Consider the following 24343-nt stretch of genomic DNA (forward strand, 5'->3'; position numbering starts at 1 on the left):
CGCCGTGCTGCCGCGCGCCGCCGAATGTCAAATCCGGGCGGCCTGCATCGCGCAACGCGATTGCCGCGCTCCGCGCCCGCAGCCCCGTCAATGTCAAATCATGCCGCCTGCCGTTCATCGGGCCGGCCTGCGTCGCGACAATCCGCCGTAACAAATTCGCCTCGCCTTTTCCGCGCCGCACCCGCACACTTCATCTCGTCGGCGTGGCGTCCCCCCGGTGGAACGATCCCCCTCGCGTCCATCGCGTCGCGCCGGCCTTTTACAACGACAACACGGAAAACAACATGCAACGCTCGCTGATCGCCCTCGCCTTCGCCGGCCTCGGTCTGTCGCTGTCCGGCCTCGCCCACGCCGTCAACGTCGACGTCAACATCGGCACGCCCGCGCCGGTCATCGTCGCGCCGGCACCCGTCGTCGTTGCGCCGGCACCCGCGGTGATCGTCGGCTGGCACGGCGACCGCTACTGGGACGGTCATCGCTACTGGGAGCGCCGCGAGTGGGAAGAGCGCGACCACCATCGTGGTCACGAAGGCCGCGACGGCTATCACTGCCCGCCGGGACACATGAAGAAGGGCGAGTGCTGAACGTTTGAGCGAAGGGCCGCCAGGCCCTCGTGCTGCAGCAGAAAAACGAAGGCCGCATGCGAACGAAGGTTCGCGTGCGGCCTTTGTCGTTGGGGACGCGGTTGCGTTGCCGCGTTACTGAAACGCCACTTCCGCGAAGCTGCGCAGCTTGCGGCTATGCAGCTTGTCGAGCCCGTTCGTGCGCAGGATCTCCATCGCCTTCACGCCGATCTGCAGATGCTGGTCGACCTGCCCGCGATAGAACGTGTCGGCCATGCCCGGCAGCTTCAGCTCGCCGTGCAGGGGTTTATCCGATACGCACAGCAGCGTGCCGTACGGCACGCGGAAGCGGAACCCGTTCGCGGCGATCGTCGCGCTTTCCATGTCGAGCGCGATCGCACGGCTTTGCGACAGACGCTGCACCGGCTCGCGATGATCGCGCAGCTCCCAGTTGCGGTTGTCGACGCTCGCGACCGTTCCCGTGCGCATCACGCGCTTCAGTTCGGCGCCTTCCAGCCGGGTGACCTCGGCCACGCCGCGCTCGAGCGCGAGCTGCACTTCGGCGAGCGCCGGGATCGGCACCCACAGCGGCAGGTCGGCGTCGAGCACGTGATCCTCGCGCACGTAACCGTGTGCCAGCACGTAGTCGCCGAGACGCTGCGTGTTGCGCAGGCCCGCGCAGTGACCGAGCATCACCCACGCATGCGGACGCAGCACCGCGATGTGGTCGGTGATCGTCTTCGCATTCGACGGACCGACGCCGATGTTGACCATCGTGATCCCGCTGCCGTCCGCGCGCTTCAGGTGATACGCGGGCATCTGCGGCAGCCGCGGCGGCGCGGCGCCTTCGGCCGCCTCGCTGCCGAGGTTCGCGTTGTACGTGACGACATCGCCCGGCTCGACGAACGCGCTGTACTGGCTGCGGTACGCACGCACTTCGGGATCGGTGCTTTCCGTCATCAGCGTGCGGCCGAGCTTCACGAATTCGTCGATGTAGAACTGGTAGTTCGTGTAGAGCACGTAGTTCTGGAAGTGCGTGGGCGACGTCGCCGTGTAGTGACGCAGCCGGTGCAGCGAGAAGTCGACGCGCGCGGCGGTAAACAGCGCGAGCGGATGCGGCTCGCCATGCTCCGGCTCGAACGTGCCGTTGACGATGCGGTCGTCGAGGTACGACAGATCCGGCGTGTCGAAGATGTCGCGCATCGCGAGCAGGCGATCGCGGTCGAGCTCGCCTTCGAGATGGATGCCTTCCGGAAACGCGAAGTGAATCGGAATCGGCTGCGACGACACGCCGACCTCGATCTTCACGTGATGGTTCTTCGACAACAGGCGCAACTGCTCGCGGTAGTAGTTCGCAAACAGGTCGGGACGCGTAACCGTCGTCTCGAACACGCCGGGGCCCGCGACGAAGCCGTACGAGCGGCGCGAATCGACGTGCGTGTTGACGTCGGTGCGGATTCGCACGAACGGATAGCACGCACGCACGTGCTCGGTGATCGGTTCATGGCGGCGATAACGCGCGAAGGCATCGCGCAGAAAGCCCGTATTCGTGTCGTAGATGGCCGACAGTCGCGCGACGGCGGCAACGGAATCGTCGAATGCTTCGACGGCCGGGCTCTCGGGCGTCAGCACCCGATGCCGGCGGCTCAAATCGTTCTTCATTTTCAACACCTCGTGTGATCGAACGACATTACCACGGAACCCGGTCACGCTCGTGGCCCCCGCTTGCATGCCGCTTGCACGCGAGGGCCGGGCCGCGCGCAGTATTTGCTAAAATCGGTAGGTTCACTGGAGACTCATCATGAAGCCGCTCATTCTCGTCGCCGCTGCCGCCGCGTTTGCTGGCACGTTTGCCGCTGCCGGCGCCGCTTACGCCGCCGGCAGCACGCCTGACGCCGACGCACAGGCCCGGGCCGAGGCCAACGAAGCCGCCGGCCTGCCCGATCTCCGCAAGATCAACCGGCCGGGCGCCGAAGTCTCGTCGAAAGTCGACTTCGCCGACATTCGCCGCACGCCGAGCTTCCACGAAAAGAGCAAGAACGGCACCGAGGTCACCGAGTATCGCGATCGCGGCAAACCGGTCGAGATCGACGTGAAGTCGAACTTCGGCACGCGCTATCAGATGAGCTCGACGCTCGACACGTCGCCGAAGCCGCACGACGCGGGCGTCCCGATCACGCGCCTGCCGTCGGTCAACCTGCGCTACTGATTGCTTGCCGCGCCGCCTCGATCCCGACGCGGCGCGCCGGCTTCCCCTTCACCTCCTGTCGCGCCGCACGCCGCGCGCGTGCCGACAACTGACCAGACGCATCTCGCATGGCCGTTTTCACCGCTGTTTCCGACTCCGATCTCGCGCAATGGATGCGCCACTACGAACTGGGCGACGTGCTGGCGTTCCGCGGCATTCCGTCCGGTATCGAAAACAGCAACTTCTTCCTGACGACGACGCGCGGCGAATACGTCCTGACGATCTTCGAAAAGCTGACCGCTGAACAACTGCCGTTCTACCTGGATCTGATGCGCCACCTGGCGAGCCACGGCGTGCCGGTGCCGGATCCGATCCCGCGCGACGACGGTGCGCTGTTCGGCGAGCTGCACGGCAAGCCGGCGGCGATCGTCACGAAGCTCGACGGCGCGGCCGAACTCGCGCCGGGGGTCGAACACTGCATCGAGGTCGGGCAGATGCTCGCGCGCCTGCACCTCGCGGGGCGCGACTATGCGCGCCACCAGCCGAACCTGCGCAGCCTGCCGTGGTGGCAGGAGAACGTGCCGGCGATCGTCCCGTTCATCACCGACGCGCAGCGCACGCTGCTTGAGGGCGAACTCGCGCACCAGGCCGCGTTCTTCGCATCCGGCGACTACGCTGCGCTGCCGAGCGGCCCGTGCCATTGCGACCTGTTCCGCGACAACGTGCTGTTCGCGCACGCGGCGCCGGGCACCGGCCATGACGTCCGGCTCGGCGGCTTCTTCGATTTTTATTTCGCCGGCTGCGACAAGTGGCTGTTCGACGTCGCGGTGACCGTCAACGACTGGTGCGTCGATCTCGCGACGGGCGTGCTCGACGTCGCCCGCGCGGACGCGCTGGTGCGCGCGTACCAGACGGTCCGGCCGTTCACGGCCGAGGAACGTAGCCACTGGAGCGACATGCTGCGCGCGGGCGCGTACCGCTTCTGGGTGTCGCGCCTGTACGACTTCTACCTGCCGCGCGCGGCCGAAATGCTCAAGCCGCACGACCCCGGTCATTTCGAACGGATCCTGCGTGAACGTATCGCCCACACGCCCGCGCTTCCCGAGACTCATACCGCATGCAACTGATCGAAGTACCCGCGAAAGCGGGCTATGTCTGGTTCCGACAAGGCATCTGGCTGTTCCGCCGGAACCCGCTCGCGTTCATCACGCTGTTTTTCACGTACCTGCTGGCCATCACGCTGGTGTCGATGGTGCCGGTGATCGGCGCGGCGCTGCCGCTGCTGTTCATCCCCGGCATCGCGGTCGGCTTCATGGCCGCGTGCCGCGACACGGTGGCCGGCAAGCCGGTGATGCCGACGATCCTCATCGACGGCTTCCGCTCGTATGGTTCCGCAACGCGGCAGCGGCTGCTCGTGCTCGGCGTGGTCTATGTCGCGCTGATGGTGCTGGTGTTCGCCGCGTCGTCGATCGTCGACGGCGGCGGGCTGCTCCACATGATGCTGGGCACGACGGGCGACACCAACGCGACGCCGGAAACCCTTGCCGCGCAGGGCACGCTCGGTGCGCTGCTGCTCGCGACGCTGCTCTACGCGCCGGTCGCGATGCTGTTCTGGTTCGCCCCGGTGCTCACCGCGTGGCATGACATTCCGCCCGCGAAGGCACTGTTTTTCAGCGTCGTCAGCTGCTGGCGCAATCGCGGCGCGTTCGTCGTGTACGGGCTACTGTGGTTCGGCGTCGCACTCGGCGCGTCGTTCGGCCTGTCGCTGCTGCTGCAGGCGCTCGGCGCCGGCGCCTATGTGCTGACGATCATGATGCCGGTGACGATCATCATCGTCACGATGATGTACTGCTCGTTCTACGCAACCTATCGCGGCTGCTTCGGCGTGCAGGAACCGGGCACCGCGACGCCCACGTCGGGCCGCTGAGGCCCGCTCGGCCGGTGCGCGCGCGCCGGCCGGCCCATTCGGCGCCCCTTGCGGATGGCCGCTCCCGCCCAATCCGCGCCGCACCCTGTTCAATCGAATCTTTTGCGCGCAAAATAATTTGCGTGCAAATCATTAGCGCGTCCGCCGCGCCGCCCGAATCATGGACCGCCTGCCCCCGCTGCCCCAGACGCTCGACGCGCAACTGTGCTTCGCGCTCTACTCGACTTCGCATGCGATGACGAAGGCGTACAAGCCGTTGCTCGACAAGCTGTCGCTGACCTATCCCCAATATCTGGCGATGCTCGTGCTGTGGGAACGCGACGACATCGCGGTAAAGGACATCGCCGCGCGGCTCGACCTCGATCCGGCCACCGTCACGCCGCTGCTGAAGCGGCTCGAGGCGCTCGGCTACGTCGCGCGCGCGCGCAGCGCGACCGACGAGCGAGTCGTGAACGTGCGCTTGACGGCGGAAGGCCGCGCGCTGAAGGACAAGGCGCGCTCGGTGCCCGCCGATCTCTTTTGCGCGATGCAACAAACGCCCGAGTTTCTGGTCCGGCTGCGCGCGGATCTCCAGCAGTTACACCACGCGCTGTCGGCGGCCAACGAAGACTGACGACCTCGTCGACGCGAACGGGCCCGGCACCGCCGGGCTTTTTTTCCAAATTTCATTTGCACACAAATCATTTGTGTTCTATATTTTTGTCGTGGCCGGCGACGCCTCGTCCGACCGGACCGCTTTCCTCCCATTCTTCCGACAGGAGCTGCACGATGAACATTCTGTACAAGACCAGCGCCACGAGCACAGGCGGCCGCGACGGCCGCGCGGTATCCGCCGACCACAAGCTGGAAGTGAAGCTTGCCGCGCCGCGCGAGCTCGGCGGCACGGGTGCGGAAGGCACGAACCCTGAGCAGCTGTTTGCCGCAGGGTACTCGGCCTGTTTCCTGAGCGCGATGAAATTCGTGGCCGGCCAGAACAAGCAGACGCTGCCGGCCGACACGCAGGTCACCGCGGAAGTGGGCATCGGCCCGAACGACGCAGGCGGCTTCGGGCTCGACATCGAACTGCGCGTGTCGCTGCCGGGGCTCGACAAGGCCGATGCACAGGCGTTGGTCGACAAGGCGCACCATGTGTGCCCGTACTCGAACGCGACGCGCAACAACGTGCCGGTGCGCCTGACGGTCGTCTAAGGCGACTCGCGGAACCGAATGCAAAAAGGGCGTGTGCGGCTACTTGCCGCACACGCCCTTTTGCATGATGCGCCGGACCGGCCGATGCGCCGGCCCGCGCAATGCTGCTTAACGCGAGCCGATCGAGAACGGACGGTTCATCGCTGCTTCGCGATCGATCTTGCGCATACGGAATTCGAGATCGTAGATGTCGGTCGCTTCGGACAGGTACGCGTCGGCGCGCTCTTTCGCGGCCTTTTCAGCGTTCTTGGTCAGCATCAGGAAGAGGTGGCTCAGCAGGTACATGTTCGATCTCGCAATCCAAAGGTTCTTTGACTAGGGTTTTCCCGCATTATAGGGAAAACCCTAGGACTTGGCCAGCGTCGATCAGACGGTGCGTCGTTCGGCCGCCACAGTCCTGCGATTGTGTTCGAAAAAAGACCAGATCATGGCGCTTGCATCGGGGCCGACGGCCGCATGAAACGGCACGGCTTCGTCGCCGCCCGACCATGCATGATCGAGCCCTTTCACATGGCAAAGTCGCACGACCGGCTCGCCGTCGCGGCGCACGTCGGTGATCTGCGCGCCGGCCTCGCGCGTCTCCACGCGCTCGCCGCCGCGCAATGCGCCGCGGCTGTCCGCGAGCCCGTTCAGGCGCATGAACTGCACCGTCAGCTGGTCGGCGTTCTTCGGCGCGACGACATGGTCGCCGTCACCCTGCACGATCAGCGCGGGCATGCCCGGATACGCACCGGCGTCGACCAGCGCATCGACGTTGGCCGCCGGGTTCTGCCGCAGCCCGCGCCGCATCACGTCCATCGCGCTGATCCCGGAGTTCGCTTCGCCGAGCGCGGGCCCCGAGTGCAGCGCAACCGCGGCGAAGCGGTCCGGATGATGCAGCGCCAGAAGCGTCGCGAGGCCCGCGCCGGCCGACAACCCGGCGACGTAGACGCGCGACGCGTCGAAGCCGTGCTCGTCGACGAGCGTATCGACGAGCGACGCGACGGCATCCGCTTCGCCGCGGCCCGCGCGGTCGGTATCTTCATACCAGTGCCAGCAGCCGTGCGCGTGTGCGCGCAGCGACTGCTCCGGGTACAGCACCGCAAAGCCGTGCTTGTCGGCCAGCAGGTTCATCCGGGTGCCCTGCGCGAACTCGTCGACCGATTGCTGACAGCCGTGCAGCATCACGACGAGCGGGATCGCGCCGCGCCAGCGGCCAGGCGGAACGTAAAGACCATAGGCGAGCTGCTGGACGAGGCGGCCGAGCGCGGGCGCCATCGGATGCTCGCCGCGCGTCCACTCGCCGGCCGCCCATGCAGCCGCGCGCGGCCGCACGCGCGATTCGCGCGGCGGGGACAGATCGGCTACGGCGGGCGCCGCCGCGGCCTCGAGCGTCTCGCGCGCGATCCGCTGCGCATCGCGCGTCGCACGTTTGGCGGCCGGAGACAGCATGCGTTTCATGCCGCCCAGCCATACCTTGGTCAGACTTTTGGTCATCGATCGGGCTCGCAGTCAGGAAAAATGGGGACACGACACAACGTGCATCGTTCAGGTTTGTGCAATGCACCATAGCACTGTTTCCGGGATTTTTCCTGCATGCGGCGCGTTCCCGCAGTGCAAAAAACGGGCCTCGATCAGACGCGGCGCTATACTGGGGTTTGGCCGCTTGTATCCGTTGTAGTCGTTCTTTCCGGCTCGCGCGTTGATTTAAGCATTCGTCCTGCCTCTGCTCGTTCCCTTCCCGATGTTCGACCTGTCCTCTCACCTGTGGATCACGATCACCGCGTTCGGTGGCGCCGGCCTGACCTTGCCGCTCGCGATCACGATCGCCGTGTGGCTGGCGCTCGGCTACTCGTGGCAGCGCTCGGCCGCCTGGCTCGGCGTGCTCGCGGTCGCGATCGGGGTCGTCGCGCTGACGAAGATCGCGTTCCTCGGCTGGGGCATCGGCATCCGCGCGTGGGACTTCACGGGATTCAGCGGTCACGCGATGCTGTCGACGTCGGTCTACCCGGTCGCGATCTTCCTCGCGCTGATCCGCACGCGCACCCCGGCGCGGATCGCCGGCATCGCGCTCGGGCTCGCGGCCGGCATCGCGGTCGGCGTGTCGCGCGTCGCGCTCGACGCGCATTCGCCGTCCGAATCGATCACCGGCTGCATCGTCGGCGCGATCGCCGCGCTGGCGTTCATCGCCGGCTCGTGGCACGCGGTGCCGCACCGCTGGTCGGTACCGGCGGTCGTCGCGAGCCTCGCGCTTGTCACCGTTGCGCTGCACGGCATCACGGTGCCGTCGCACCGCTGGGTCACCAAGGTCGCGCTGGAGCTGTCGGGGCATGCGCGACCGTTCGTCCGCGCGCGCTGGAAAGCCAATCCGAACTACCGGCCGGCGTCGCAGCCGTCGCCGCTGCATCGCACCGGGGCGTCGCTGCCGCTGCACGCGTGACGCGGCGCCCGCCCGACCTTCCCGCCTGCTTTCAAGCCTGAAGGTTTCATGCGCGCCGGCGCATGTGCGGTATGTCAAGCGTTATAACCCACGCTATATTACGATTACGGTTTTCAACCAGACAAACCACCCGACCATGCGCTCAACCGTTCGTCCGCTTCGCCGCACCCTGCTCCGCCTGCTGCCGCTCGCCACGCTGGCCGCGGGGGTCGTGTTCAGCGCGCCGGCTGCCGCCGCCGACGAACTGGTCGTGTCGGCGGCTGCAAGCCTGACGAATGCGTTCAAGGCCGTCGGCGATGCGTATCAGAAGCAGCATCCGGACACCAAGGTGCTATTCAACTTCGGCGCGTCGGACGTGCTGATGCAGCAGATCGCGAAGGGCGCACCCGCCGACGTGTTCGCATCGGCCGACCAGAAGGCGATGGACCGCGCGGTCACCGAAAAGGTCATCGTGCCCGGCACGCGGCGCGATTTCGCGGCGAACTCGCTCGTGCTGATCGTGCCGGCGGACAGCCACGCGGCCGCGCCGACGTCGCTGAACGACCTGACGGCGCCGGGCATGAAGCGCATCGCCTATGGCGACCCCGCGTCGGTCCCGGTCGGCCGCTACACCGAAGGCGCGCTGCGCGCGGCAGGCGTGTGGGACGCCGTCAGCGCGAAGGGCGTGCTGGCCGCCAACGTGCGCCAGAGCCTCGATTACGTCGCCCGCGGCGAAGTCGACGCGGGGTTCGTGTTCGGCACCGACGCGGCGATCATGCCGGGCCGCGTGAAGGTCGCCCTGACCGTGCCGACGCAAACGGCCATCACCTATCCGATCGCGGTGGTCAAGGACAGCCGCCACGCCGCGCAGGCGCAGTCGTTCATCGACTTCGTCGCGTCGCCGCAGGGCCAGGCCGTGCTGGCGACGTTCGGCTTCAAGCCCGCGGGCAAGTGAGCGCGGCATGATGCAGGACGCCTGGGTACCGCTGCTGCTGTCGCTGAAGGTTGCCGGCTGGGCAACCGCGCTCGACATCGTGCTCGGCGTCGCCGCCGCCTTCGTGCTCGCGCGCTGGCGCTCGCCGCTGCGCGACGTGGTCGATTCGCTGCTGACGCTGCCGCTCGTGCTGCCGCCGACGGTGCTCGGCTATTACCTGCTCGTGCTGCTCGGCCGGCGCGGCGTGTTCGGCGCGTGGCTCGACACGCTCGGCATCGAACTCGTGTTCACGTGGCAGGGCGCGGTGATCGCGTCGATGGTGGTCGCGTTCCCGCTGATCCTGAAATCGGCGCGCACCGCGTTCGAAAGCGTCGACCCGCATCTCGAACGCGCGGCTCGCACGCTCGGCCTCGGCGAAGCCGCGGTGTTCTTCCGCGTGACGCTGCCGCTCGCGACGCGCGGCATCCTGGCCGGCGCGTTGCTGGCCTTCGCGCGTGCGCTCGGCGAATTCGGCGCGACGCTGATGATCGCCGGCAACCTGCCCGGCCGCACGCAGACGCTGTCGGTCGCGATCTATGCCGCGGTGCAGGCCGGCGACGACAGCACGGCCAACTTCCTCGTGCTGGTGACGTCGATCACCTGCGTGCTCGTGCTGCTCGCGACCGGCTGGCTCGTACCGTCGCGCGCCGGGCGGAGTCAGCTGACATGACGCGCGCGCCGCATCCGTATCGTTGCGTCGCGCCGGTCGGGGCGACGCGCGTTGCCGCCGCGCAAGCGGGGGCCCGTGCGTGCGACGCGGCACGACGGAGGCACGCATGAGCGTCGCCGTCGACATCCGCAAGACCTACGCGAACGCCGAGCGCCGCTTCACGCTCGACGTGTCGTTCACGGCGAACACGCAGCGCGTCGTGTTGTTCGGGCCGTCCGGCGCGGGCAAGAGCATGACGCTGCAGGCGATCGCCGGCTTGCTGTCGCCCGACGAAGGCACGATCACGCTGAACGGCGAACCGCTGTTCGACGCCGCGCGCGGCATCGACGTGCCGACTCGCGCACGCCACGTCGCGTACCTGTTCCAGGACTATGCGCTGTTTCCACACCTGAACGTACGCCAGAACATCGCATTCGGGCTTACGTCCGGCCTGCGCAACCCGCGTGCGAAGACGGTGCCGCCGGAAGTCGCGTACTGGCTGCAGGCATTCGAACTCGACACGCTCGCCGGGCAATTCCCGTCGCAGCTGTCGGGCGGCCAGAAGCAGCGCGTCGCACTGGCGCGCGCGCTGGTCGCGCAGCCGCACATCCTGCTGCTCGACGAGCCGTTCGCGGCACTCGACGGCGCGATGCGCCAGCGCATGCGTCACGAGCTCGCCGAACTGCAGGCGCGGCTCGACATCCCGATGGTACTCATCTCGCACGACCCCGACGACGTCGCCGCGTTCGGTGACCAGGTCGTGCAATTGAGCGAAGGACGCGTGCAGGCCGCAACACCGCACGCCGAGTGGCCGACGCGCGTTGCCTGAGCGCGAAGGCCGTGGCCCTGGCGGCCATGTTGGAGCCTGAGAGAAGCCGCACTGGCGGCACACGCCGTACCAGCCGAAAGCGGGATCGAAGCCTGCGCCTCATGCAGGTGCGGGCGGCGCCGGTTTCGCGTCGCCTGCCCGCAGGCGTCTACCAAAACCTCGCGCCGCCGCCGTCGCGCGCGTTTCAGCCCGTCACCGCGAGAATCACGCTCGATGCCTTGAACAGCGCAATCGCGCGCCGGCCGGCGTCGAGCTGCAGCGCGCCGACACTGCCGTTGGTGACGACGGCCGTGAGCGTGCCGCCGCCGTCGAGCGCCAGCGTCACCTCGCTGTTCACCGCGCCTGCGGCGACGGTTGCGACCGTCCCGTGCAACTGGTTGCGCGCGGACACCTTCAACGCCGCGCCGGCTTCGCCGTGATCGTCGACCGCCAGCACGACCCACGATGCCTTCACGAGCGCGCACGCGTGCGCGCCCGGCTGCAATCCGAGCGCGTCGGCGCTTTCGTGCGTGAGCACCGCGACGATCGCTTGCCCGCCGGGCAGCACGAGCGTCACCTCGTCGTTCACCGTGCCGCGCACGATCGACTCGACCTTGCCGAACAGCTGGTTGCGCGCACTCGTCTTCATCCCGATCCGGCCGATCAGTGCCCAGTCGACGTCGAAGCCGGACACCGCCGCGCTCGCGGCCTCGATGAAGCGGCGATGCTCGCGCTCGATCGTGCGGAACGCGGCGATCAGCGACGTCGCGCGCGGCGTCAGCGTCGTGCCGCCGCCCCCCTTGCCGCCGGTCGAACGCGTGACGAGCGGCTCGCCGGCCAGGTTGTTCATCGTATCGATCGCATCCCACGCGGCCTTGTAGCTGAGGCCGACGGCCTTCGCCGCACGCGTGATCGAACCGGTGTCGCCGATCGCCGCGAGCAGCGCGATGCGGGTGGCGCCGCCGAGCGTCTGCTCGCCCGCGCGCAGCCACAGTTCGCCGCCCAGTTCGAGCGATCCGGCGGAAGAGGAAGGAGGCGACGCGTCGCTCATCGGTCTGTCTGAAGAAAACGGGCAGCCATTATAGTGAGCGCGCCGCTCAACGCGGCTTGCCGTCGAGCCTCGGCGGACGCAGGCTCGCGAGCAGCGCCTCGGCGTCGCGCGCCGCGCGTTGCTCGAGCGCGGCACCGTAGCCGCGCACGAAACCGAGCTGGTACGCGGGCGCCGCCAGTTGCTCGAGATGATGCAGCGCGACCATCGTGTCGTTCGCCTCGCCGAGCACGCTCTGCACGCGCGCGAGCGTCTTGACCGTTTCAGTGCGGGTGCGGCGCGACGCAAGCGACGCGAAGAATTCGAGCGCGTAGCGCAGCCGCTTCGCGTCGATCCGCACCCGGTGACGTGCGGCCGTATCGAGCGACGTGAGCGACGGCGAGGCATAGAGATGACCGAACAGCCGCCGCACACGCTTGGTCGCGTGACGTCGCAGCGACGGCGCATCGTCGTCGGTGTCCGGCGGCAGCGCGAGGGTGGCGAGCCATTCGAGCCAGCCGAGCGTGAGCCGCGCATAGCGCGCCGAATGGAGCGCCTGGCGCAATTCGACGCGCGCTGCCAGCGCCTGTGCGCGCGCCGCGTCGAGCGTGCCGTTCCAGTCGGCGCTTCCGCCGTCGGCCGCGATCAGCGCGGGCAGGCTTTCGGTCGAGAACACGTCCCAATCGCGCACCGTGCCGAGCAGCGCGGCAACCCAGCGCAGGTCGGCGCCGAACGTGTCCTGCCATTGATCGTCCGCGAAGCGCGGAAAGAAGCGCATCAGCGTACGCAGCCGACGCAGCGCGACACGCATCTGGTGCACGAATTCGGGATCGTCGCGATCGAGCACGCCGCGCTCGTTGCCGAGCCATTGCGCGGCGATGTCGCCGGACAGCGCGAACAACGCGCCCCGCTGCGTGCGGATGCCGGCGAGATCGACGAGCTGCGCCTTGACGGGCGCGGCCACGGCAGGCTCGCCCGCGCACGCGCGATCGATCACGCTGGTCAGTTGCACGAATGCGGGCCATGCGCCGCTCAGTTCGCGCGCGGCGGCAAACAGCGCGTGCAATGCGGCCGTGCGGGCGTCGACGGTTTCCCAGTCGGGCGCCGCGAGGCGCAGCTCGACCTGGCGGCGCGGTGGTTCGGTGCCGCCATGCAGAATGATGTCGTCGAGCGTCATCTCGACCACCACGCCGCTGTCGTCCGCCCATCGTCCGCGCCGCCGCTCGCTGACGAGCCGCAGCGGCGCCGGCCCGGACGACGCGGCAACCGCGGCTTCGTCGACGGAGCCGGGTGCCGCGCGATCGCCGTCGCCCGCCGCCTCTGCCGATTCCGCATCGGCAAGCGGCGCGGCTGCCGGGGTGGCCACGACGATGCCCGCATGCTCGGCATCGAACAGCTCGCGCGCCACGACGCCGGGTGTCAATGTCTTCGTGCGGGACGCAACGACATGTCGCCCGTGCGCGTTCGATTCGATCCACGTCCACCAGCATTCGCCGGGGCTCGGCTCGGCCTCCTCGACCTGGCACGGCTCGATCGTCACGCGCTCCTGGCCGCGCCGCATCCGCACCTGCGGACAGATTCGCCACGCACGGACGAGTTCGGCGCCGAAGTTGCGCTGCTCGCCACGGGCCCGGCTCCCCGTCTTGACCGGCCAGCCTTCGAGCGACAGACACAACACGATTTCCAGCACACGCGACATGGCGGCTCCTGCACATGAAGAATCGCCGGCACATCCTCCGTGCCGGCGTCGACCGTGAAGCAGCTTCCATAGTACACGGCGTATCAGCGCACGGGCGTCGATCCGGCCCCGCCGCGCTGTCGCGGATCAAACGACGGATCGGACGACGCGTCAGACGACGTATTGCGCGATGCCGTTGCCGAACGACCAGTCCTCCTTCAGCACCTCGACGAGACTGATGAAGACGTCCTGCGGCCGCACGCCGGGCTGCCGCGCGAGGTTCTCGGCGATGGTCCGGTACAGCGCCTGCTTTTGCTCGAGCGTGCGCGTGTTGTTCGCGGTGATCTGGATCATCACGAGATCGTCACTGCGTTCGATGTCGAGGTAGTGGCGGCCGAACACGAAGTTCTCGGCCGTGTGCTCGGTCACGACCATGAAGATGTCGTCCTCCGGCACGTTGAAAGTGTGCATCAGCGCGCGATGCACACCGTCGACGAGCGCCCCACGGTAGGCGGCCGGTTTGCCTTCGCGCACTGCGATACGGGTGAATGGCATGGTCCTGCTCCTTTCGGTGACGTTGAAAAGCGGAAACGCCACGTCAGGTTAGGCGCGCATAACTATAATTAACAGTCATCGATCAATATTTCATTCATTTACATTTGAAATGAAAGTCCTCGACCTCGATGCGGTGCGCGCGTTCGTGCTGGTCGCCGATCTCGCGAGCTTCACGCGCGCCGCCGACGCGCTCGGCACCACGCAATCGGCCGTCAGCCTGAAGCTGAAGCGGCTCGAAGCGCACCTCGGCAAGCCGCTGCTCGCGCGCACGCCGCGCGTCGTCAAGCTGGCGGCAGACGGCGAAAATTTCCTGCCGGCTGCCCGCGCGCTGCTCGACGCGCACGACCACGCGCTCGGCGCAATTTCGGCCGGCACGCACCGGCTGTCGCTCGGCGTCAGCGAGCACGTCGCCGTGCCCGACCTGCCGGCCGTGCTGACGAGCCTGCACCGGCAGGATCCGGGGCTGTCGCTGGAGATGCACCTGGGGATGTCGTCGAACCTGCTCGCGCAATACGACGAACGGCGGCTCGACGCGGCGATCGTGCGGCACGAGCCCGGCGAGGATCCCCCGCGCGACGATGGCGCGCTGCTGTTTACCGAACCGCTCGCGTGGCTCGCCGCGCCCGACTGGGCACCGCGCGCGGGCGAGCCGCTGCCGCTCGCGGTGCTGGCCGGGCCGTGCGGCGTGCGGGCCGCCGCGCTGCGCGCGCTCGAGCACGCGGGGCGGCCGTGGCGCGAGCGCTTTACGGGCGGGGGCGTCGCGGCGGTCGCGGCCGCCGCCGCCGCGGGGCTCGCGGTGTGTCCGCTGGCCCGGCGCGTCGCGCCGCGCACGCTGGTCGACGTCGGCGCGAAATTCGGCTTGCCGCCGCTGCCGCATTCGCAGGTCGTGCTGGTCTCGCGCGTCCGCGACGCCCGCGCGGCAGCCGCACTTCGAAGGTTTGCCGACAGCCTTGCAATCTCGGCGTAAACTAAGCGGCTTCGCCGCCCGCAATCCTCCGAAGAATTCCGATGAAGCCTGACACCCGCAAGCACCTCCGCGCCAACCTGCTGATGCTCGCCGCCGCCGCGATCTGGGGCTCGGCATTCGTCGCGCAACGCTTGAGCCTCGACGTGATCGGGCCGTTCCTGTTTACGGGGCTGCGCTTCCTGCTCGGCGGACTCGTGCTGATCCCGCTGCTGGCGTTCAACGCACGCTCGCGCGCGCAATTCGCGGCGATCCGCCGCGCGCCCGCGCTGCTGGCGCCGGGCCTCGCGCTCGGCGGGCTGCTCGCCGTGTCGATCTCGCTGCAGCAGTTCGGCCTGCAGTACACACGGGTCGCGAACGCGGGCTTCATCAGCTCGCTGTATGTCGTGATCGTGCCGCTGATGGGCGTGTTCGCGCGCCACCGGATCGGCGCCGGCACCTGGTTCGGCGCGCTGCTCGCGGCGATCGGCCTGTATTTCCTCAGCATCGACGAGCATTTCTCGGTGCTCTACGGCGACTGGTTCCAGCTCGCGGGCGCCGTGATCATCGCCGCACACGTGATGGCCGTCGGCCATTTCGCGAAGCGGCACGATCCGCTCGTGCTCGCGTTCCTGCAGTTCGTCACGTGCGGCGCGCTGTGCGTCGCGGCCGGCCTCGTGATCGAGCCGGTCAGCGTCGCGATGCTGCAAAGCGCGCTGCCGACGCTGCTGTACGGCGGCTTGCTGTCGGTCGGGGTCGGCTATACGCTGCAGGTCGTCGCGCAGCGCGATGCGGCGCCCGCGCACGCGGCCGTGATCTTCAGCATGGAAGGGGTGTTCGCGGCCATCGCCGGCTGGGCCGCGCTCGGCGAAACGCTGACGCTGCGCGCGCTGATCGGCTGCGCGCTGATGCTCGCCGGCCTGCTGGCCTGCCAGTTGCTGCCGAGCGGCGACGCGCGGAAAAAGGACGAGGACGCGCTGCCGGCGTGACGCACGCCGTCCCTATAATGTTGGTTCGCGTGTCTTTCATGCCAACTGCTTCCAACGGGCCAGCTCCGTAATGTCCATTCCCGTCGATCCCGCCGCCGACCTGCTGCGCGAACGCGCCATGCACTATGCCGCCCAGGCGGCGCTGTTCCTGCGCGACCAGGCACTTTCCACCGCGTCGCACGACCTGCGCAGCCCGCTGAATGCCATGCACAGCTGGGCGTATGTGCTCGAGCACCAGCTCGCCAGCGCCAACCCGAACCTGCAGCGTGCGCTCGCGGGCATCCGCACGGGGATCGATCAGCAAGTCGCGCTGATCGATGACGTGCTCGACGCGCCGCGCGCGGAAACGCGCAATCTCGCCATCGCGCCGCAATCGTTCGCGCTGCGTCCGCTGCTCGACGACACGCTCGTGCTGACGCGTTTCGCGCTCGCCGACGCGCGTCAGGTGAGCGTCGACGCCACGCTGCCTGACGGCGAACCTTCGCTCACCGCCGATCGCGAACGCATCGCGCAGGCACTCTGGACGATGCTGACGACGGCCGTCGAAGCCAGCGCCGCCGGCAGCCGCGTGACGTTCGCGTGCACGCGCGACGGCACGCAGTGCGTCGCGCGCGCCACCTGCGGCGTCAGTGCAAACGCCCTCGCCGATCCCGCGCTGCCGCACGCGTTCGAATCGTTCGGCCGCCGCGAGCTGCTGCGCCCGCACGATGCGAAGCGCGTCGCCTGGACGCTCGCGCTGTGCCAGCGTGTCGCGCTCGCGCACGGCGGCACGTTCACGCACGACCCGTTCGACGACGGCGCCGCCGTCACCCTCTCGCTCTCCGTCCCCTGCGAGGCGCCGGTGTAAGCAATCGGTCGCCCGACAGACATTACACTTTCCTTTCTGACCCATATACTGATGGGCCTGTCATGACTGGAGCGATTCTTTGTTACAGATCTTCGCGCTCATCGGCGCGTTGTTCCTGGTGGCCCTGAACGGGTTTTTCGTCGCAGCCGAATTCGGCCTCGTCAAACTGCGCGCGACGCGCGTCAAGACACTCGCCCGCAAGCACGGCCTGCGCGGGCGCATCCTCGCCGTCGTGCACGGCCGGCTCGACGCGTATCTGTCCGCGTGCCAGCTCGGCATCACGCTCGCGTCGCTCGGCCTCGGCTGGGTCGGCGAACCGGCGTTCGCGCAACTGATCGGCCCGCTGCTCGACCTGCTCGGCGTGCAGTCCGAACGCATCGTGCACCTGATCTCGCTCGTGTTCGCGTTCTCGCTGATCTCGTTCCTGCACATCGTGGTCGGCGAGCTCGCGCCGAAATCGATGGCGATCCGCCAGTCGGAGAAGGTCGGCCTGTGGGTCGCGCTGCCGCTCTACGCGTTCTACTGGGCGATGTATCCGGCGATCTGGGTGCTCAACAGCAGCGCGAACGCGGTGCTGAAGCTCGCCGGGTTGTCGGCCGACCACGGCGGCGATGCGCACTACTCGACCGACGAGCTGAAGCTGATCCTGCGCAGCCGCCGCAGCGCGGCCGGCAATCCGGCCCAGCCGGCGCGCGGCACGTACACCAACGACGAGTGGAACACGCTCGCGCATTCGCTCGATTTCTCGTCGATGACGGTGTCGGACCTGATGCGGCCGGCGCATGAAATGATCGGCCTGCGCCGCGACCTGCCGCTGCCCGACAACATGGAAATCGTCGCGCGGCACCGCTTCAGCCGCTATCCGCTGTTCGAGGATGCATCGCGCGAACTGGTCAGCGGGCTGATTCACCTGAAGGACCTGCTGCTCGCGCGTCACGCGGGCGCAGCGCTCGAAGATCTCTCCGACTACGTGCGTCCGGTGCAGTACGTGAAGCCCGATACGCCGGCGCTGGAGCTGTTCCGCCGCTTCCGCAAGGGCGCGCCGCACTTCGCGCTGGTCGGCGACAAGGGCGCGAAGCCGATCGGCTTCCTGACGCTCGACAACCTGCTCGGCGCGCTGGTCGGCCAGATCCACGACGAATTCCGCCAGGGCGACGCCGACTGGAGCCGCCTCGACGACGGCACGCTGATGGGCAAGGGCAGCCTGCCCGTCGTGTCGCTCGAGCAGGCGCTCGGCATCGACATCGACGAAGGGCGCGCGGAATCGGTCGGCGGCCTCGTGATCCAGGCGTTGAACGACCTGCCGACCGAAGGACAGCGCGTGTCGTTCGACCGCTTCGACGTCGTCGTGAAGAAGATGAACGGGCCGCGCATCGTGCTGGTGCGCGTCTATCCGAAGATCGGGAAAGAGGCCGACGAATGACGGCCGCCGCCCGCCGCGCGCGATGAGTTCGGCGCTGCCGCGCTGCTGCGTGATCACGCCGGAGCCGGCGTCCGCGTCGGCGGCCGATTGCCGGGCGTTTCTCGACCGGTTGTCGGCCGTGCTCGCGCGTGGCGAGACGCTCGTGCAGCTCCGTGTGAAGTCGTTCGACGCGGCCGCGTTCGCGCGGTTGGCCGCCGATGCGCTCGCACGCTGCAACACAGCCGGTGCGCCCGGCGTGCAGCTGATGCTCAACGGTCCGGTCGATGCGGCCGGCGTGATGCAACTCGACGGCGCGGGCTGGCACCTCGACGGCGCCACGCTGCGCGCCGTCGCGCAACGGCCGCTGCCGGCCGCGCGCCGCGTGTCGGCTGCCTGCCATACGGCCGACGATCTCGCGCTGGCCGCCCGCGCAGGTGTGGATTTCGTCACGCTGTCGCCCGTGCTGCCGACGCTCAGCCATCCCGGCGCGCCGACGCTCGGCTGGACGCAATTCGCGGCATTGGCCGCCCAGGCCGCGATGCCGGTTTATGCGCTCGGCGGCATGACGCGCGCGCATCTCGACGACGCGCGCCGCCACGGCGCGTATGGCGTCGCGGGCATTCGAAGCTTCTGGTAAGTTCGGCCGGGCGAGACCGCGCCCGGCCTGTTCGGCGTCACGCGTTCAGATCGGGCCGCATCGCGCGCCATGCGCCGTCGTCGACGCGGCGCACGTCGTGCGTGAGCGCATAGTGGTTCACGTCGCCCGTCAGCCACGCGACGAGCGAATACGGCGGCAACGCCCCTTCATCGACCCGGTCGCGTGCGCGTGCCGGCGTCTCGAACACCACCTGCCCGCGCGGCGCATCGAACGGCACCGCATCGGGCGACAGGTTCAGCGCGATGGTCAGCGTCTCGTCGTCGGCGAGCCGCCATGACGCGAGCAGCGCGTCGGCCTCGCCGTCACCGTCCGCCTTCAGCGTATGCGCGTCCTGCGGCCGGCAATCGGACAGCCGCGGCGCAATCAGCTTCGCGCGCACGGCGAGCGCCGACTGCACGAAATGCGCACGATCGGCATCGCGCGCGGTTTCGTCGAAGATCAGCGGAATCTGCGGCGTGAGCAGCGACAGCGCGAGCGCGGCGAGGCCGGGCGCTTGCTCGTCGTCGCCCTGCCCGCTCTCGCGCCATGCGCCGTCGGACAGCACCAGCGACGTCAGCGCGAGCCCTTCGGCACATGGGCCGTCGCCCGAGGCGGCCGGCTGGAACGCCGTGCCGGACGCGGTCAGCGCGCGCGCCAGCGTGTGGATCGACTGATGCGCCGAAATGCCTTCGTGAGCGCTCGTGTCGCGGCCCGTCAACCGATGCAGCGCACGTTCGCCGCACCCGTTCCACTGCGCATCGAAATGGGTATCGGCCAGATGCACCGGATGGCGCTCGCTGCCGAGCACGAGGTGGATCAGCCGGTCGGCCGGCACGGCCGCGCGCACGCGGTCGGCGATCTCGCGCAGCCACGATGCGCCGATCCGGTCGGCCTCGCGCAGCCGCAGCCCGTCGCAACGGTATTCGTCGATCCAGTACAGCGCGTTGTCGCAGAAGAAGTCGCAGACTTCCGGGTGATCCAGCGCGAGCGGCGCTGCCTGCAGCGGATCGTCGCGCGTATGAAAGAACGGTGCCGCGTAATGGCGCAGCGCGTCGGTGCCGCTGCCGAAGCGCGCGTAATCGAGCTCCAGCAGCACCGCGAGACCATAGCCGTGCGCATCGTCGATCAGCGCCTTCAGCGCGTCGGGGCCGCCCTCGGTCGCAAGCGGCGCGAACGGCAGGCTGTCGTGCGGCGACGCGACCAGCTCCAGCGCGGTCACGCCGAGGCGCGCAAGCTGCGGCAACCGGCGGCGCACGCCGTCGAACCCGCCCACCGCATGCGGACGAATCGCGTACAGCGCGATGTCTTCCCACGGGCGCCCGCGCCAGAACGTGTTGCGCCACCTGAACGCGCGCGGATCGATGACCTCGCTGGCGCCGTTCAGCCCGTCGGGCTGCGAACGCGAGGCGGGATCGGGAATCGACGCGACATCGTCGAGCCGGTAGCGGTAGCGCGTGCCCGCGCCGCATTCGACGAAGACTTCGAACCAGTTCGGGCCAGCCGCCGTCATCGGAACGAACGTCGGGCCGATGCCGGTATCGAGTTCGAGCTGGACCTGCGTGCTGCCCGGCGCCCATACGCGAAAATGCGTGCGCGGCGTCGTGCCGAGTGCGCCGCAGGGCTGGGCGCCGGACGACAGACAATGAATGTAGTGCTGCGCATACGGATCGTGCGGACAATCTGACATCATGCGCTCCTCATGCGTGCCGAGCGGCATGGCCGCGCGATCGACGCGCGGCGCATCGGGGCCCGGCATGCGACGGCCAGGCAGGGGGGAAGAAAAGTATGCGCCGGTTCGGCGATCGCGACGCATCGATTCCTCACATTTTTAAATGCGAATCGACCCCGCCAACGCTGCGCGCGATGCCCGCGGAGTCGGGTAGTTCGCATACCGGAATGACCGCTCGCCTTGCTGGGCCGCCGCCCCGCGCTTACGCTCTGCGACGCGCGTGGGCACACCGTCCGCGCCCCGACCCGAGGAATCCGCCATGTCGCTCCCCGCCAGCGCCGCGAAGTTCGATCCGGCACGCGCGCACGAATACGCCGAACAATCCCGCATCGCGCTCGCCGGCTACGATGCGTGCCACGAGCTCGTCGCGTGCATGCTCGCGTCGGCGATCGGCGTGGCGGATGCGCGGATCCTCGTCGTGGGTGCGGGCGGCACGGGCCAGGAGATCTGCGTACCCGCCGCGCTCGAACCGGGCTGGCAGTTCACGGCCGTCGATCCGTCCGCGCCGATGCTCGCGCTCGCGCGTGCCAACGTCGAAGCGGCGGGTTTCGCCGCACGCACGCAGTTCATCGAAGCCGGCGTCGATGCGCTGCCCGATGCGCCGGCCTTCGACGGCGCGACGCTGATCGGCGTGCTGCATCACGTGCCCGGCGACGCGGCAAAGGCCGCGCTGCTGGATGCGATCGCGCGCCGCCTGAAGCCCGGCGCACCGCTCGTGATCGCGGGCAACCATCGCCGTTACGCGGATCACCCACGCCTGCTCGACGCGTGGCAGCAGCGCTGGCGCATGAAGGGCGCGACGCCCGACGCCGTGCGTGCGCAACTCGCGAAGATCCTGCAGGGCGCCGATCCGCCAGCTTCCGAGGAAGCCGTGTTCGGGCTGCTGCACGATGCGGGCTTCGATGCGCCGCTGCGCTTTTTTTCGAGCCTGTTCTGGGGCGCGTGGATCGCGGTGCGGCGCAGTGCGTGATGGTGCGTGATGGTGCGCGGCGGTCCGCACGAACGGCTCGAATGACCGGCGTCAGCTCACCAGCCCGGCCGCGACGTTGATCGACAGCCCGAGCACGGCCATGTTGAAGTAGAACGACAGGATCGACTGCGCGAGCACCGAGCGGCGTGCGGAGCGGCTCGCGAGCGACACGTCGGCGGTCTGCGACGCGACCGCGAGCGTGAACGCGAAATACAGGAAATCCCAGTAGTCGGGCTCGGGATGCGTGTCGGGAAAGCGCAGCGCGCGATCGCCGCACGGCGAGCCGTAATAGAGCCGCGCATAGTGCAGCGTGAAGATCGTCGGGATCAGGAACCATGCGCCGAACAGCGTCGCGCCCGTGATCGCGTAGTGGCCGAGCCCGATGCGAAAGCCGACGCTCTTCGCGGTGGCGAGCTCGATCGCGATCGCGGCCACGCTCGCGACCGTCGCGAGACACACGACGGTCAGCACGGTGGTCGCGCTCTCGTCTTCGCGGATCGCGACTTCGCGCACCTTGTGATGATGCGCGGTGATCATGCGGCCCCACATCAGCGCGAGATACAGCCAGATCGCGCAATCCCAGCCGATCAGCGCGCGTACGGCCAGACGCAGCGGAAACGGCAGCAGTACCGCACACAGCACCCCCGCGACGAAGGCGGCAACCATGCGTGGCCGGTTGCGTAATACCTGCGGATAAAACGTCATCGTATGATTCCGAAAGCGGATGGAAAGGGTTCGGCCGGCGCGAGCGGACCGGTGCGCCGGGCCGGCGGGTAGCGCCCCGATTATCGCCATTCCTGCATGACGTTGCGATGGGCACGAGCGCCTAAGATATCGGGATGACTGCTTCCCTCTGCCACCATCCCGCGAACACGGCCGGCCGCGACTTCGTCGTCGGCGATCTGCACGGTTGCGTGGACGTGCTGCGCGCGCTGCTGCACGACGTCGGCTTCGACGCGACGCGCGACCGGCTGTTCTCGGTCGGCGATCTCGTCGACCGCGGCCCCGCGTCCGAGACCGCGCTCGAGCTGCTCGACCGCCCGTGGTGCCACGTGGTGCGCGGCAATCACGAAGAAGTCCTCAGCCTCGTGTCGCGCGGCAAGCTGGCGCCCGATGCGTGGCGCGGCATTGGCGGCGACTGGGGCGCCGACCTGCCGCCGGAGCGGCTGCACGCGCATGCGGCGCGCGTGGATGCGCTGCCGCTCGTGCGCGTGATCGGCGACGGCCCCGCGCGCTTCAACGTGCTGCATGCGGAATTCTTCGGCCCGGACGCCGAACTCGATACGGGCAGCTATTCGCACGACGTGCGCGAACGGCTCATCTGGGGGCGAGACCTGGTCCAGGGTCTCGTCGACCCGGCCCGGCAGGCCGGGCTGTCGCTGACCTGCACCGGCCACACGCCCGTGCGTGCGCCGCAGCGCATCGGCGCGCAATGGTTCATCGACACCGGCGCATTCGCACCGTCGGGACGACTGACGATCGTCGAGCCGCGCACGGGCGATACGTGGTCGCTGACCCAGGCCGACGCGCGCGCACGCCATGCGGGCGACCTGCCGCTGCCGTAGTGCATGCCAATGACGGGCGCACGCACACGCGTTCGCACGCGGCGCCCGCCGCTAGCCGACCTGGTTCAGCTCGAACACCGCATCGACCGCGGCGCCGTTCCAGTTGTATTCGAGATACGCCGCGTGATGACAGTCGCGCAGCAGGGTCGTGCGGAACGCCGCGAGACACTCGCCGCTCGGGTCGCGCACCGACGGATAGACGATTCCCCCGCCACCCGCGTTGCGTACCGCGCGGCCAAGCGCCTGCCCCGCGCTGTAATCGAGCGGATCGAGCAATCCGGGGCTGCGCTGCGGCCACGTGCGCACGTCGGCGACGTCGCCCTGCGCGACCACCGTGTAGAGCCGCATCTGCTGACGCATCGGCGGCTCCTTCGTCGCGGCCAGGAACAGCCCGCTGTGATAGCGCGTTTCGGCGATCGCCGTCTGGCGCGAACGCCCGCAGTAGAACACGCCGTAGGTGCCGTCGGAGAAACGGCTGCCCTGCGGATTCAGATGCGTGAACGCGGCCATGATCGGCCCCCAGCCCTGGCCGTAGCGGCGCTCCGCCGGCGGCACGAGTTCGAGCGTGCCCACTTCGTGGCGGATGCGGTCGTTGGTCAGCGATTCGAGCGCATAGAGCGCGTCGAAATCGTCGGCCGACGCGACGCGGTCGAACAGGTTGATGGCCGGAAAACGGGTGGGAATCACACGATAGGCAGGTGCCCAGTCGACGGTGGTCGTGGGCCAGCGTTGCGTTTCGGTCGGCATCGTCACGCCCAGCCACCCCGCATCGCATCGAGATACTGGCGGACGGCGACCAGGTCGCCGACGTTGCCGGCCAGCATCCGGTCGAGCGCGCGCTTGCCGCCGAACGGCGCCGCGTCGTTGGGCCGCTTGACCCAGGTGTCGGCGGCCGACGGCTGCGGCAGCAGGATCTGCAACGCCTTGTAGATGCCGAGCAGCAGCGATAGCCGCTCGAGCGTATCGCGCGGCAGGCGCGCCGATTCGGGCGACGCCTTCCACTTGAAGAACGTCGAGCGGCCGGGCGACCCGAGCAGCACGATCTGCTCGTCGATGGTCAGTTCCCAGTCGCGCGCGATGTTGAAGAATGCACGCAGGCCGGCCGCCGACATCTGCGCGACCGAAGCCTGCCGCGGGGCGGAATGCGGATCGAAGGCGGGCTGTGACATGATCGTTAGTCTCTAAACGAATTTACTAACAAGATTAGTCCATTTTCGTATTTTTGCAAGGCTCGCCCCCCGCGCGGTCGGCTTCGATCCGGCAGATCGATATTTTTTGTCCATTCTGGACTGAGATTTTATTTTCTG

General features: G+C 68.5%; 27 protein-coding genes. 17 read left to right on the top strand and 10 right to left on the bottom strand.

Annotation, left to right across the window (positions count from 1 at the left end):
- Nucleotides 1-284: 284 nt before the first annotated feature.
- Nucleotides 285-584, top strand: coding sequence for a hypothetical protein (locus tag ACTJKF_RS01000; RefSeq protein WP_440621674.1), 300 nt, complete (start codon nucleotides 285-287; stop codon nucleotides 582-584).
- Between the two features lie 114 nt (nucleotides 585-698).
- Here the strand turns inward: ACTJKF_RS01000 and ACTJKF_RS01005 are convergent, their stop codons facing one another.
- Complete coding sequence (locus tag ACTJKF_RS01005; RefSeq protein WP_440621675.1) at nucleotides 699-2225, bottom strand: AMP nucleosidase; 1527 nt, start codon at nucleotides 2223-2225, stop codon at nucleotides 699-701.
- Nucleotides 2226-2364: 139 nt separating this feature from the next.
- Between ACTJKF_RS01005 and ACTJKF_RS01010 the strand changes: the two genes are divergently transcribed.
- The 5 genes from ACTJKF_RS01010 (at nucleotide 2365) to ACTJKF_RS01030 (ending at nucleotide 5866) form a co-directional block, all read left to right on the top strand.
- The gene (locus ACTJKF_RS01010) at nucleotides 2365-2772 is read left to right on the top strand and encodes a hypothetical protein (protein ID WP_440621676.1); all 408 of its coding nucleotides are present in this window, start codon (nucleotides 2365-2367) and stop codon (nucleotides 2770-2772) included.
- Between the two features lie 107 nt (nucleotides 2773-2879).
- Nucleotides 2880-3878 (top strand): homoserine kinase, encoded by a 999-nt coding sequence (locus ACTJKF_RS01015; RefSeq protein WP_440621677.1) that lies wholly within the window; start codon nucleotides 2880-2882, stop codon nucleotides 3876-3878.
- On the top strand, nucleotides 3869-4678 hold the full coding sequence (locus ACTJKF_RS01020; protein WP_440621678.1) for a BPSS1780 family membrane protein: 810 nt from the start codon (nucleotides 3869-3871) through the stop codon (nucleotides 4676-4678). The genes ACTJKF_RS01015 and ACTJKF_RS01020 overlap by 10 nt, the downstream gene beginning before the upstream one ends.
- A 160-nt stretch (nucleotides 4679-4838) precedes the next feature.
- The gene (locus ACTJKF_RS01025) at nucleotides 4839-5291 is read left to right on the top strand and encodes a MarR family winged helix-turn-helix transcriptional regulator (protein WP_440621679.1); all 453 of its coding nucleotides are present in this window, start codon (nucleotides 4839-4841) and stop codon (nucleotides 5289-5291) included.
- 155 nt (nucleotides 5292-5446) lie between these two features.
- Complete coding sequence (locus tag ACTJKF_RS01030) at nucleotides 5447-5866, top strand: organic hydroperoxide resistance protein (RefSeq protein ID WP_048988685.1); 420 nt, start codon at nucleotides 5447-5449, stop codon at nucleotides 5864-5866.
- A 108-nt stretch (nucleotides 5867-5974) separates the two neighbouring features.
- Here ACTJKF_RS01030 and ACTJKF_RS01035 read toward each other — a convergent pair whose 3' ends face one another.
- Both ACTJKF_RS01035 and ACTJKF_RS01040 read right to left on the bottom strand, forming a co-directional pair.
- Complete coding sequence (locus ACTJKF_RS01035) at nucleotides 5975-6151, bottom strand: DUF3563 family protein (RefSeq protein ID WP_440621680.1); 177 nt, start codon at nucleotides 6149-6151, stop codon at nucleotides 5975-5977.
- A gap of 81 nt (nucleotides 6152-6232) precedes the next feature.
- Nucleotides 6233-7342 carry an extracellular catalytic domain type 1 short-chain-length polyhydroxyalkanoate depolymerase gene (locus ACTJKF_RS01040; protein ID WP_440621681.1) on the bottom strand — a complete coding sequence of 370 codons (1110 nt, stop codon included), beginning with the start codon at nucleotides 7340-7342 and terminating at the stop codon, nucleotides 6233-6235.
- A 247-nt stretch (nucleotides 7343-7589) separates the two neighbouring features.
- On the opposite strand from ACTJKF_RS01040, the gene ACTJKF_RS01045 reads away from it, so the two are divergent.
- From ACTJKF_RS01045 to ACTJKF_RS01060, 4 genes are all read left to right on the top strand, one after another.
- Complete coding sequence (locus ACTJKF_RS01045; RefSeq protein WP_440621682.1) at nucleotides 7590-8285, top strand: phosphatase PAP2 family protein; 696 nt, start codon at nucleotides 7590-7592, stop codon at nucleotides 8283-8285.
- Between the two features lie 136 nt (nucleotides 8286-8421).
- The gene (modA, locus tag ACTJKF_RS01050) at nucleotides 8422-9219 is read left to right on the top strand and encodes a molybdate ABC transporter substrate-binding protein (RefSeq protein WP_440621683.1); all 798 of its coding nucleotides are present in this window, start codon (nucleotides 8422-8424) and stop codon (nucleotides 9217-9219) included.
- 10 nt (nucleotides 9220-9229) lie between these two features.
- A complete protein-coding gene (gene modB / locus ACTJKF_RS01055) occupies nucleotides 9230-9907 on the top strand; it encodes a molybdate ABC transporter permease subunit (protein ID WP_440621826.1) in 678 nt (225 codons plus the stop codon).
- 106 nt (nucleotides 9908-10013) lie between these two features.
- On the top strand, nucleotides 10014-10715 hold the full coding sequence (locus ACTJKF_RS01060) for a sulfate/molybdate ABC transporter ATP-binding protein (protein ID WP_440621684.1): 702 nt from the start codon (nucleotides 10014-10016) through the stop codon (nucleotides 10713-10715).
- A 184-nt stretch (nucleotides 10716-10899) separates the two neighbouring features.
- Here ACTJKF_RS01060 and ACTJKF_RS01065 read toward each other — a convergent pair whose 3' ends face one another.
- The 3 genes from ACTJKF_RS01065 to ACTJKF_RS01075 form a co-directional block, all read right to left on the bottom strand.
- Nucleotides 10900-11745: a TOBE domain-containing protein gene (locus tag ACTJKF_RS01065; protein WP_440621685.1), complete on the bottom strand. Its 846-nt coding sequence runs from the start codon at nucleotides 11743-11745 to the stop codon at nucleotides 10900-10902.
- A gap of 46 nt (nucleotides 11746-11791) precedes the next feature.
- On the bottom strand, nucleotides 11792-13420 hold the full coding sequence (locus ACTJKF_RS01070; protein ID WP_440621686.1) for a CHAD domain-containing protein: 1629 nt from the start codon (nucleotides 13418-13420) through the stop codon (nucleotides 11792-11794).
- Nucleotides 13421-13570: 150 nt separating this feature from the next.
- On the bottom strand, nucleotides 13571-13954 hold the full coding sequence (locus ACTJKF_RS01075) for a tautomerase family protein (RefSeq protein WP_440621688.1): 384 nt from the start codon (nucleotides 13952-13954) through the stop codon (nucleotides 13571-13573).
- Between the two features lie 109 nt (nucleotides 13955-14063).
- On the opposite strand from ACTJKF_RS01075, the gene ACTJKF_RS01080 reads away from it, so the two are divergent.
- The 5 genes from ACTJKF_RS01080 (at nucleotide 14064) to ACTJKF_RS01100 (ending at nucleotide 18772) form a co-directional block, all read left to right on the top strand.
- A complete protein-coding gene (locus ACTJKF_RS01080) occupies nucleotides 14064-14921 on the top strand; it encodes a LysR family transcriptional regulator (protein ID WP_440621689.1) in 858 nt (285 codons plus the stop codon).
- A gap of 41 nt (nucleotides 14922-14962) precedes the next feature.
- Nucleotides 14963-15886, top strand: a complete 924-nt coding sequence (locus ACTJKF_RS01085) for a DMT family transporter (RefSeq protein WP_440621691.1) — start codon at nucleotides 14963-14965, stop codon at nucleotides 15884-15886.
- Nucleotides 15887-15956: 70 nt separating this feature from the next.
- Nucleotides 15957-16733 (top strand): sensor histidine kinase, encoded by a 777-nt coding sequence (locus tag ACTJKF_RS01090; RefSeq protein ID WP_440621692.1) that lies wholly within the window; start codon nucleotides 15957-15959, stop codon nucleotides 16731-16733.
- Between the two features lie 79 nt (nucleotides 16734-16812).
- Entirely contained in the window at nucleotides 16813-18156 is a 1344-nt protein-coding gene (locus tag ACTJKF_RS01095; protein ID WP_440621693.1) for a hemolysin family protein, read from the top strand.
- A gap of 22 nt (nucleotides 18157-18178) precedes the next feature.
- Nucleotides 18179-18772 carry a thiamine phosphate synthase gene (locus tag ACTJKF_RS01100; RefSeq protein WP_440621694.1) on the top strand — a complete coding sequence of 198 codons (594 nt, stop codon included), beginning with the start codon at nucleotides 18179-18181 and terminating at the stop codon, nucleotides 18770-18772.
- 37 nt (nucleotides 18773-18809) lie between these two features.
- Here the strand turns inward: ACTJKF_RS01100 and ACTJKF_RS01105 are convergent, their stop codons facing one another.
- Nucleotides 18810-20459, bottom strand: a complete 1650-nt coding sequence (locus tag ACTJKF_RS01105) for a DUF3459 domain-containing protein (protein WP_440621827.1) — start codon at nucleotides 20457-20459, stop codon at nucleotides 18810-18812.
- Between the two features lie 301 nt (nucleotides 20460-20760).
- Between ACTJKF_RS01105 and ACTJKF_RS01110 the strand changes: the two genes are divergently transcribed.
- Nucleotides 20761-21471: a class I SAM-dependent methyltransferase gene (locus tag ACTJKF_RS01110; protein WP_440621695.1), complete on the top strand. Its 711-nt coding sequence runs from the start codon at nucleotides 20761-20763 to the stop codon at nucleotides 21469-21471.
- Between the two features lie 51 nt (nucleotides 21472-21522).
- On the opposite strand, the gene ACTJKF_RS01115 is transcribed toward ACTJKF_RS01110, so the two are convergent.
- A complete protein-coding gene (locus ACTJKF_RS01115; RefSeq protein ID WP_440621696.1) occupies nucleotides 21523-22176 on the bottom strand; it encodes a DUF1345 domain-containing protein in 654 nt (217 codons plus the stop codon).
- Between the two features lie 134 nt (nucleotides 22177-22310).
- Here ACTJKF_RS01115 and ACTJKF_RS01120 point away from each other — a divergent pair, with 134 nt between their 5' ends.
- The gene (locus ACTJKF_RS01120) at nucleotides 22311-23036 is read left to right on the top strand and encodes a metallophosphoesterase (protein WP_440621697.1); all 726 of its coding nucleotides are present in this window, start codon (nucleotides 22311-22313) and stop codon (nucleotides 23034-23036) included.
- Between the two features lie 51 nt (nucleotides 23037-23087).
- On the opposite strand, the gene ACTJKF_RS01125 is transcribed toward ACTJKF_RS01120, so the two are convergent.
- Together ACTJKF_RS01125 and ACTJKF_RS01130 are read right to left on the bottom strand one after the other, a co-directional pair.
- Nucleotides 23088-23783 (bottom strand): RES family NAD+ phosphorylase, encoded by a 696-nt coding sequence (locus tag ACTJKF_RS01125; RefSeq protein WP_440621828.1) that lies wholly within the window; start codon nucleotides 23781-23783, stop codon nucleotides 23088-23090.
- A gap of 2 nt (nucleotides 23784-23785) precedes the next feature.
- Nucleotides 23786-24205 (bottom strand): MbcA/ParS/Xre antitoxin family protein, encoded by a 420-nt coding sequence (locus ACTJKF_RS01130; RefSeq protein ID WP_440621698.1) that lies wholly within the window; start codon nucleotides 24203-24205, stop codon nucleotides 23786-23788.
- Nucleotides 24206-24343: the final 138 nt, after the last annotated feature.

This window comes from Burkholderia sp. 22313 (assembly GCF_052045245.1).
Lineage (GTDB): Bacteria > Pseudomonadota > Gammaproteobacteria > Burkholderiales > Burkholderiaceae > Burkholderia.

Excerpts from the sequence above, each read along its gene's own strand:
- ACTJKF_RS01000 (WP_440621674.1), top strand. The coding sequence starts at position 285 with ATGCAACGCTCGCTGATCGCCCTCGCCTTCGCCGGCCTCGGTCTGTCG.
- ACTJKF_RS01005 (WP_440621675.1), bottom strand. The coding sequence starts at position 2,225 with ATGAAGAACGATTTGAGCCGCCGGCATCGGGTGCTGACGCCCGAGAGC.
- ACTJKF_RS01010 (WP_440621676.1), top strand. The coding sequence starts at position 2,365 with ATGAAGCCGCTCATTCTCGTCGCCGCTGCCGCCGCGTTTGCTGGCACG.
- ACTJKF_RS01015 (WP_440621677.1), top strand. The coding sequence starts at position 2,880 with ATGGCCGTTTTCACCGCTGTTTCCGACTCCGATCTCGCGCAATGGATG.
- ACTJKF_RS01020 (WP_440621678.1), top strand. The coding sequence starts at position 3,869 with ATGCAACTGATCGAAGTACCCGCGAAAGCGGGCTATGTCTGGTTCCGA.
- ACTJKF_RS01025 (WP_440621679.1), top strand. The coding sequence starts at position 4,839 with ATGGACCGCCTGCCCCCGCTGCCCCAGACGCTCGACGCGCAACTGTGC.
- ACTJKF_RS01030 (WP_048988685.1), top strand. The coding sequence starts at position 5,447 with ATGAACATTCTGTACAAGACCAGCGCCACGAGCACAGGCGGCCGCGAC.
- ACTJKF_RS01035 (WP_440621680.1), bottom strand. The coding sequence starts at position 6,151 with ATGTACCTGCTGAGCCACCTCTTCCTGATGCTGACCAAGAACGCTGAA.
- ACTJKF_RS01040 (WP_440621681.1), bottom strand. The coding sequence starts at position 7,342 with ATGACCAAAAGTCTGACCAAGGTATGGCTGGGCGGCATGAAACGCATG.
- ACTJKF_RS01045 (WP_440621682.1), top strand. The coding sequence starts at position 7,590 with ATGTTCGACCTGTCCTCTCACCTGTGGATCACGATCACCGCGTTCGGT.
- modA (WP_440621683.1), top strand. The coding sequence starts at position 8,422 with ATGCGCTCAACCGTTCGTCCGCTTCGCCGCACCCTGCTCCGCCTGCTG.
- modB (WP_440621826.1), top strand. The coding sequence starts at position 9,230 with ATGCAGGACGCCTGGGTACCGCTGCTGCTGTCGCTGAAGGTTGCCGGC.
- ACTJKF_RS01060 (WP_440621684.1), top strand. The coding sequence starts at position 10,014 with ATGAGCGTCGCCGTCGACATCCGCAAGACCTACGCGAACGCCGAGCGC.
- ACTJKF_RS01065 (WP_440621685.1), bottom strand. The coding sequence starts at position 11,745 with ATGAGCGACGCGTCGCCTCCTTCCTCTTCCGCCGGATCGCTCGAACTG.
- ACTJKF_RS01070 (WP_440621686.1), bottom strand. The coding sequence starts at position 13,420 with ATGTCGCGTGTGCTGGAAATCGTGTTGTGTCTGTCGCTCGAAGGCTGG.
- ACTJKF_RS01075 (WP_440621688.1), bottom strand. The coding sequence starts at position 13,954 with ATGCCATTCACCCGTATCGCAGTGCGCGAAGGCAAACCGGCCGCCTAC.
- ACTJKF_RS01080 (WP_440621689.1), top strand. The coding sequence starts at position 14,064 with ATGAAAGTCCTCGACCTCGATGCGGTGCGCGCGTTCGTGCTGGTCGCC.
- ACTJKF_RS01085 (WP_440621691.1), top strand. The coding sequence starts at position 14,963 with ATGAAGCCTGACACCCGCAAGCACCTCCGCGCCAACCTGCTGATGCTC.
- ACTJKF_RS01090 (WP_440621692.1), top strand. The coding sequence starts at position 15,957 with ATGTCCATTCCCGTCGATCCCGCCGCCGACCTGCTGCGCGAACGCGCC.
- ACTJKF_RS01100 (WP_440621694.1), top strand. The coding sequence starts at position 18,179 with ATGAGTTCGGCGCTGCCGCGCTGCTGCGTGATCACGCCGGAGCCGGCG.
- ACTJKF_RS01105 (WP_440621827.1), bottom strand. The coding sequence starts at position 20,459 with ATGTCAGATTGTCCGCACGATCCGTATGCGCAGCACTACATTCATTGT.
- ACTJKF_RS01110 (WP_440621695.1), top strand. The coding sequence starts at position 20,761 with ATGTCGCTCCCCGCCAGCGCCGCGAAGTTCGATCCGGCACGCGCGCAC.
- ACTJKF_RS01115 (WP_440621696.1), bottom strand. The coding sequence starts at position 22,176 with ATGACGTTTTATCCGCAGGTATTACGCAACCGGCCACGCATGGTTGCC.
- ACTJKF_RS01120 (WP_440621697.1), top strand. The coding sequence starts at position 22,311 with ATGACTGCTTCCCTCTGCCACCATCCCGCGAACACGGCCGGCCGCGAC.
- ACTJKF_RS01125 (WP_440621828.1), bottom strand. The coding sequence starts at position 23,783 with ATGCCGACCGAAACGCAACGCTGGCCCACGACCACCGTCGACTGGGCA.
- ACTJKF_RS01130 (WP_440621698.1), bottom strand. The coding sequence starts at position 24,205 with ATGTCACAGCCCGCCTTCGATCCGCATTCCGCCCCGCGGCAGGCTTCG.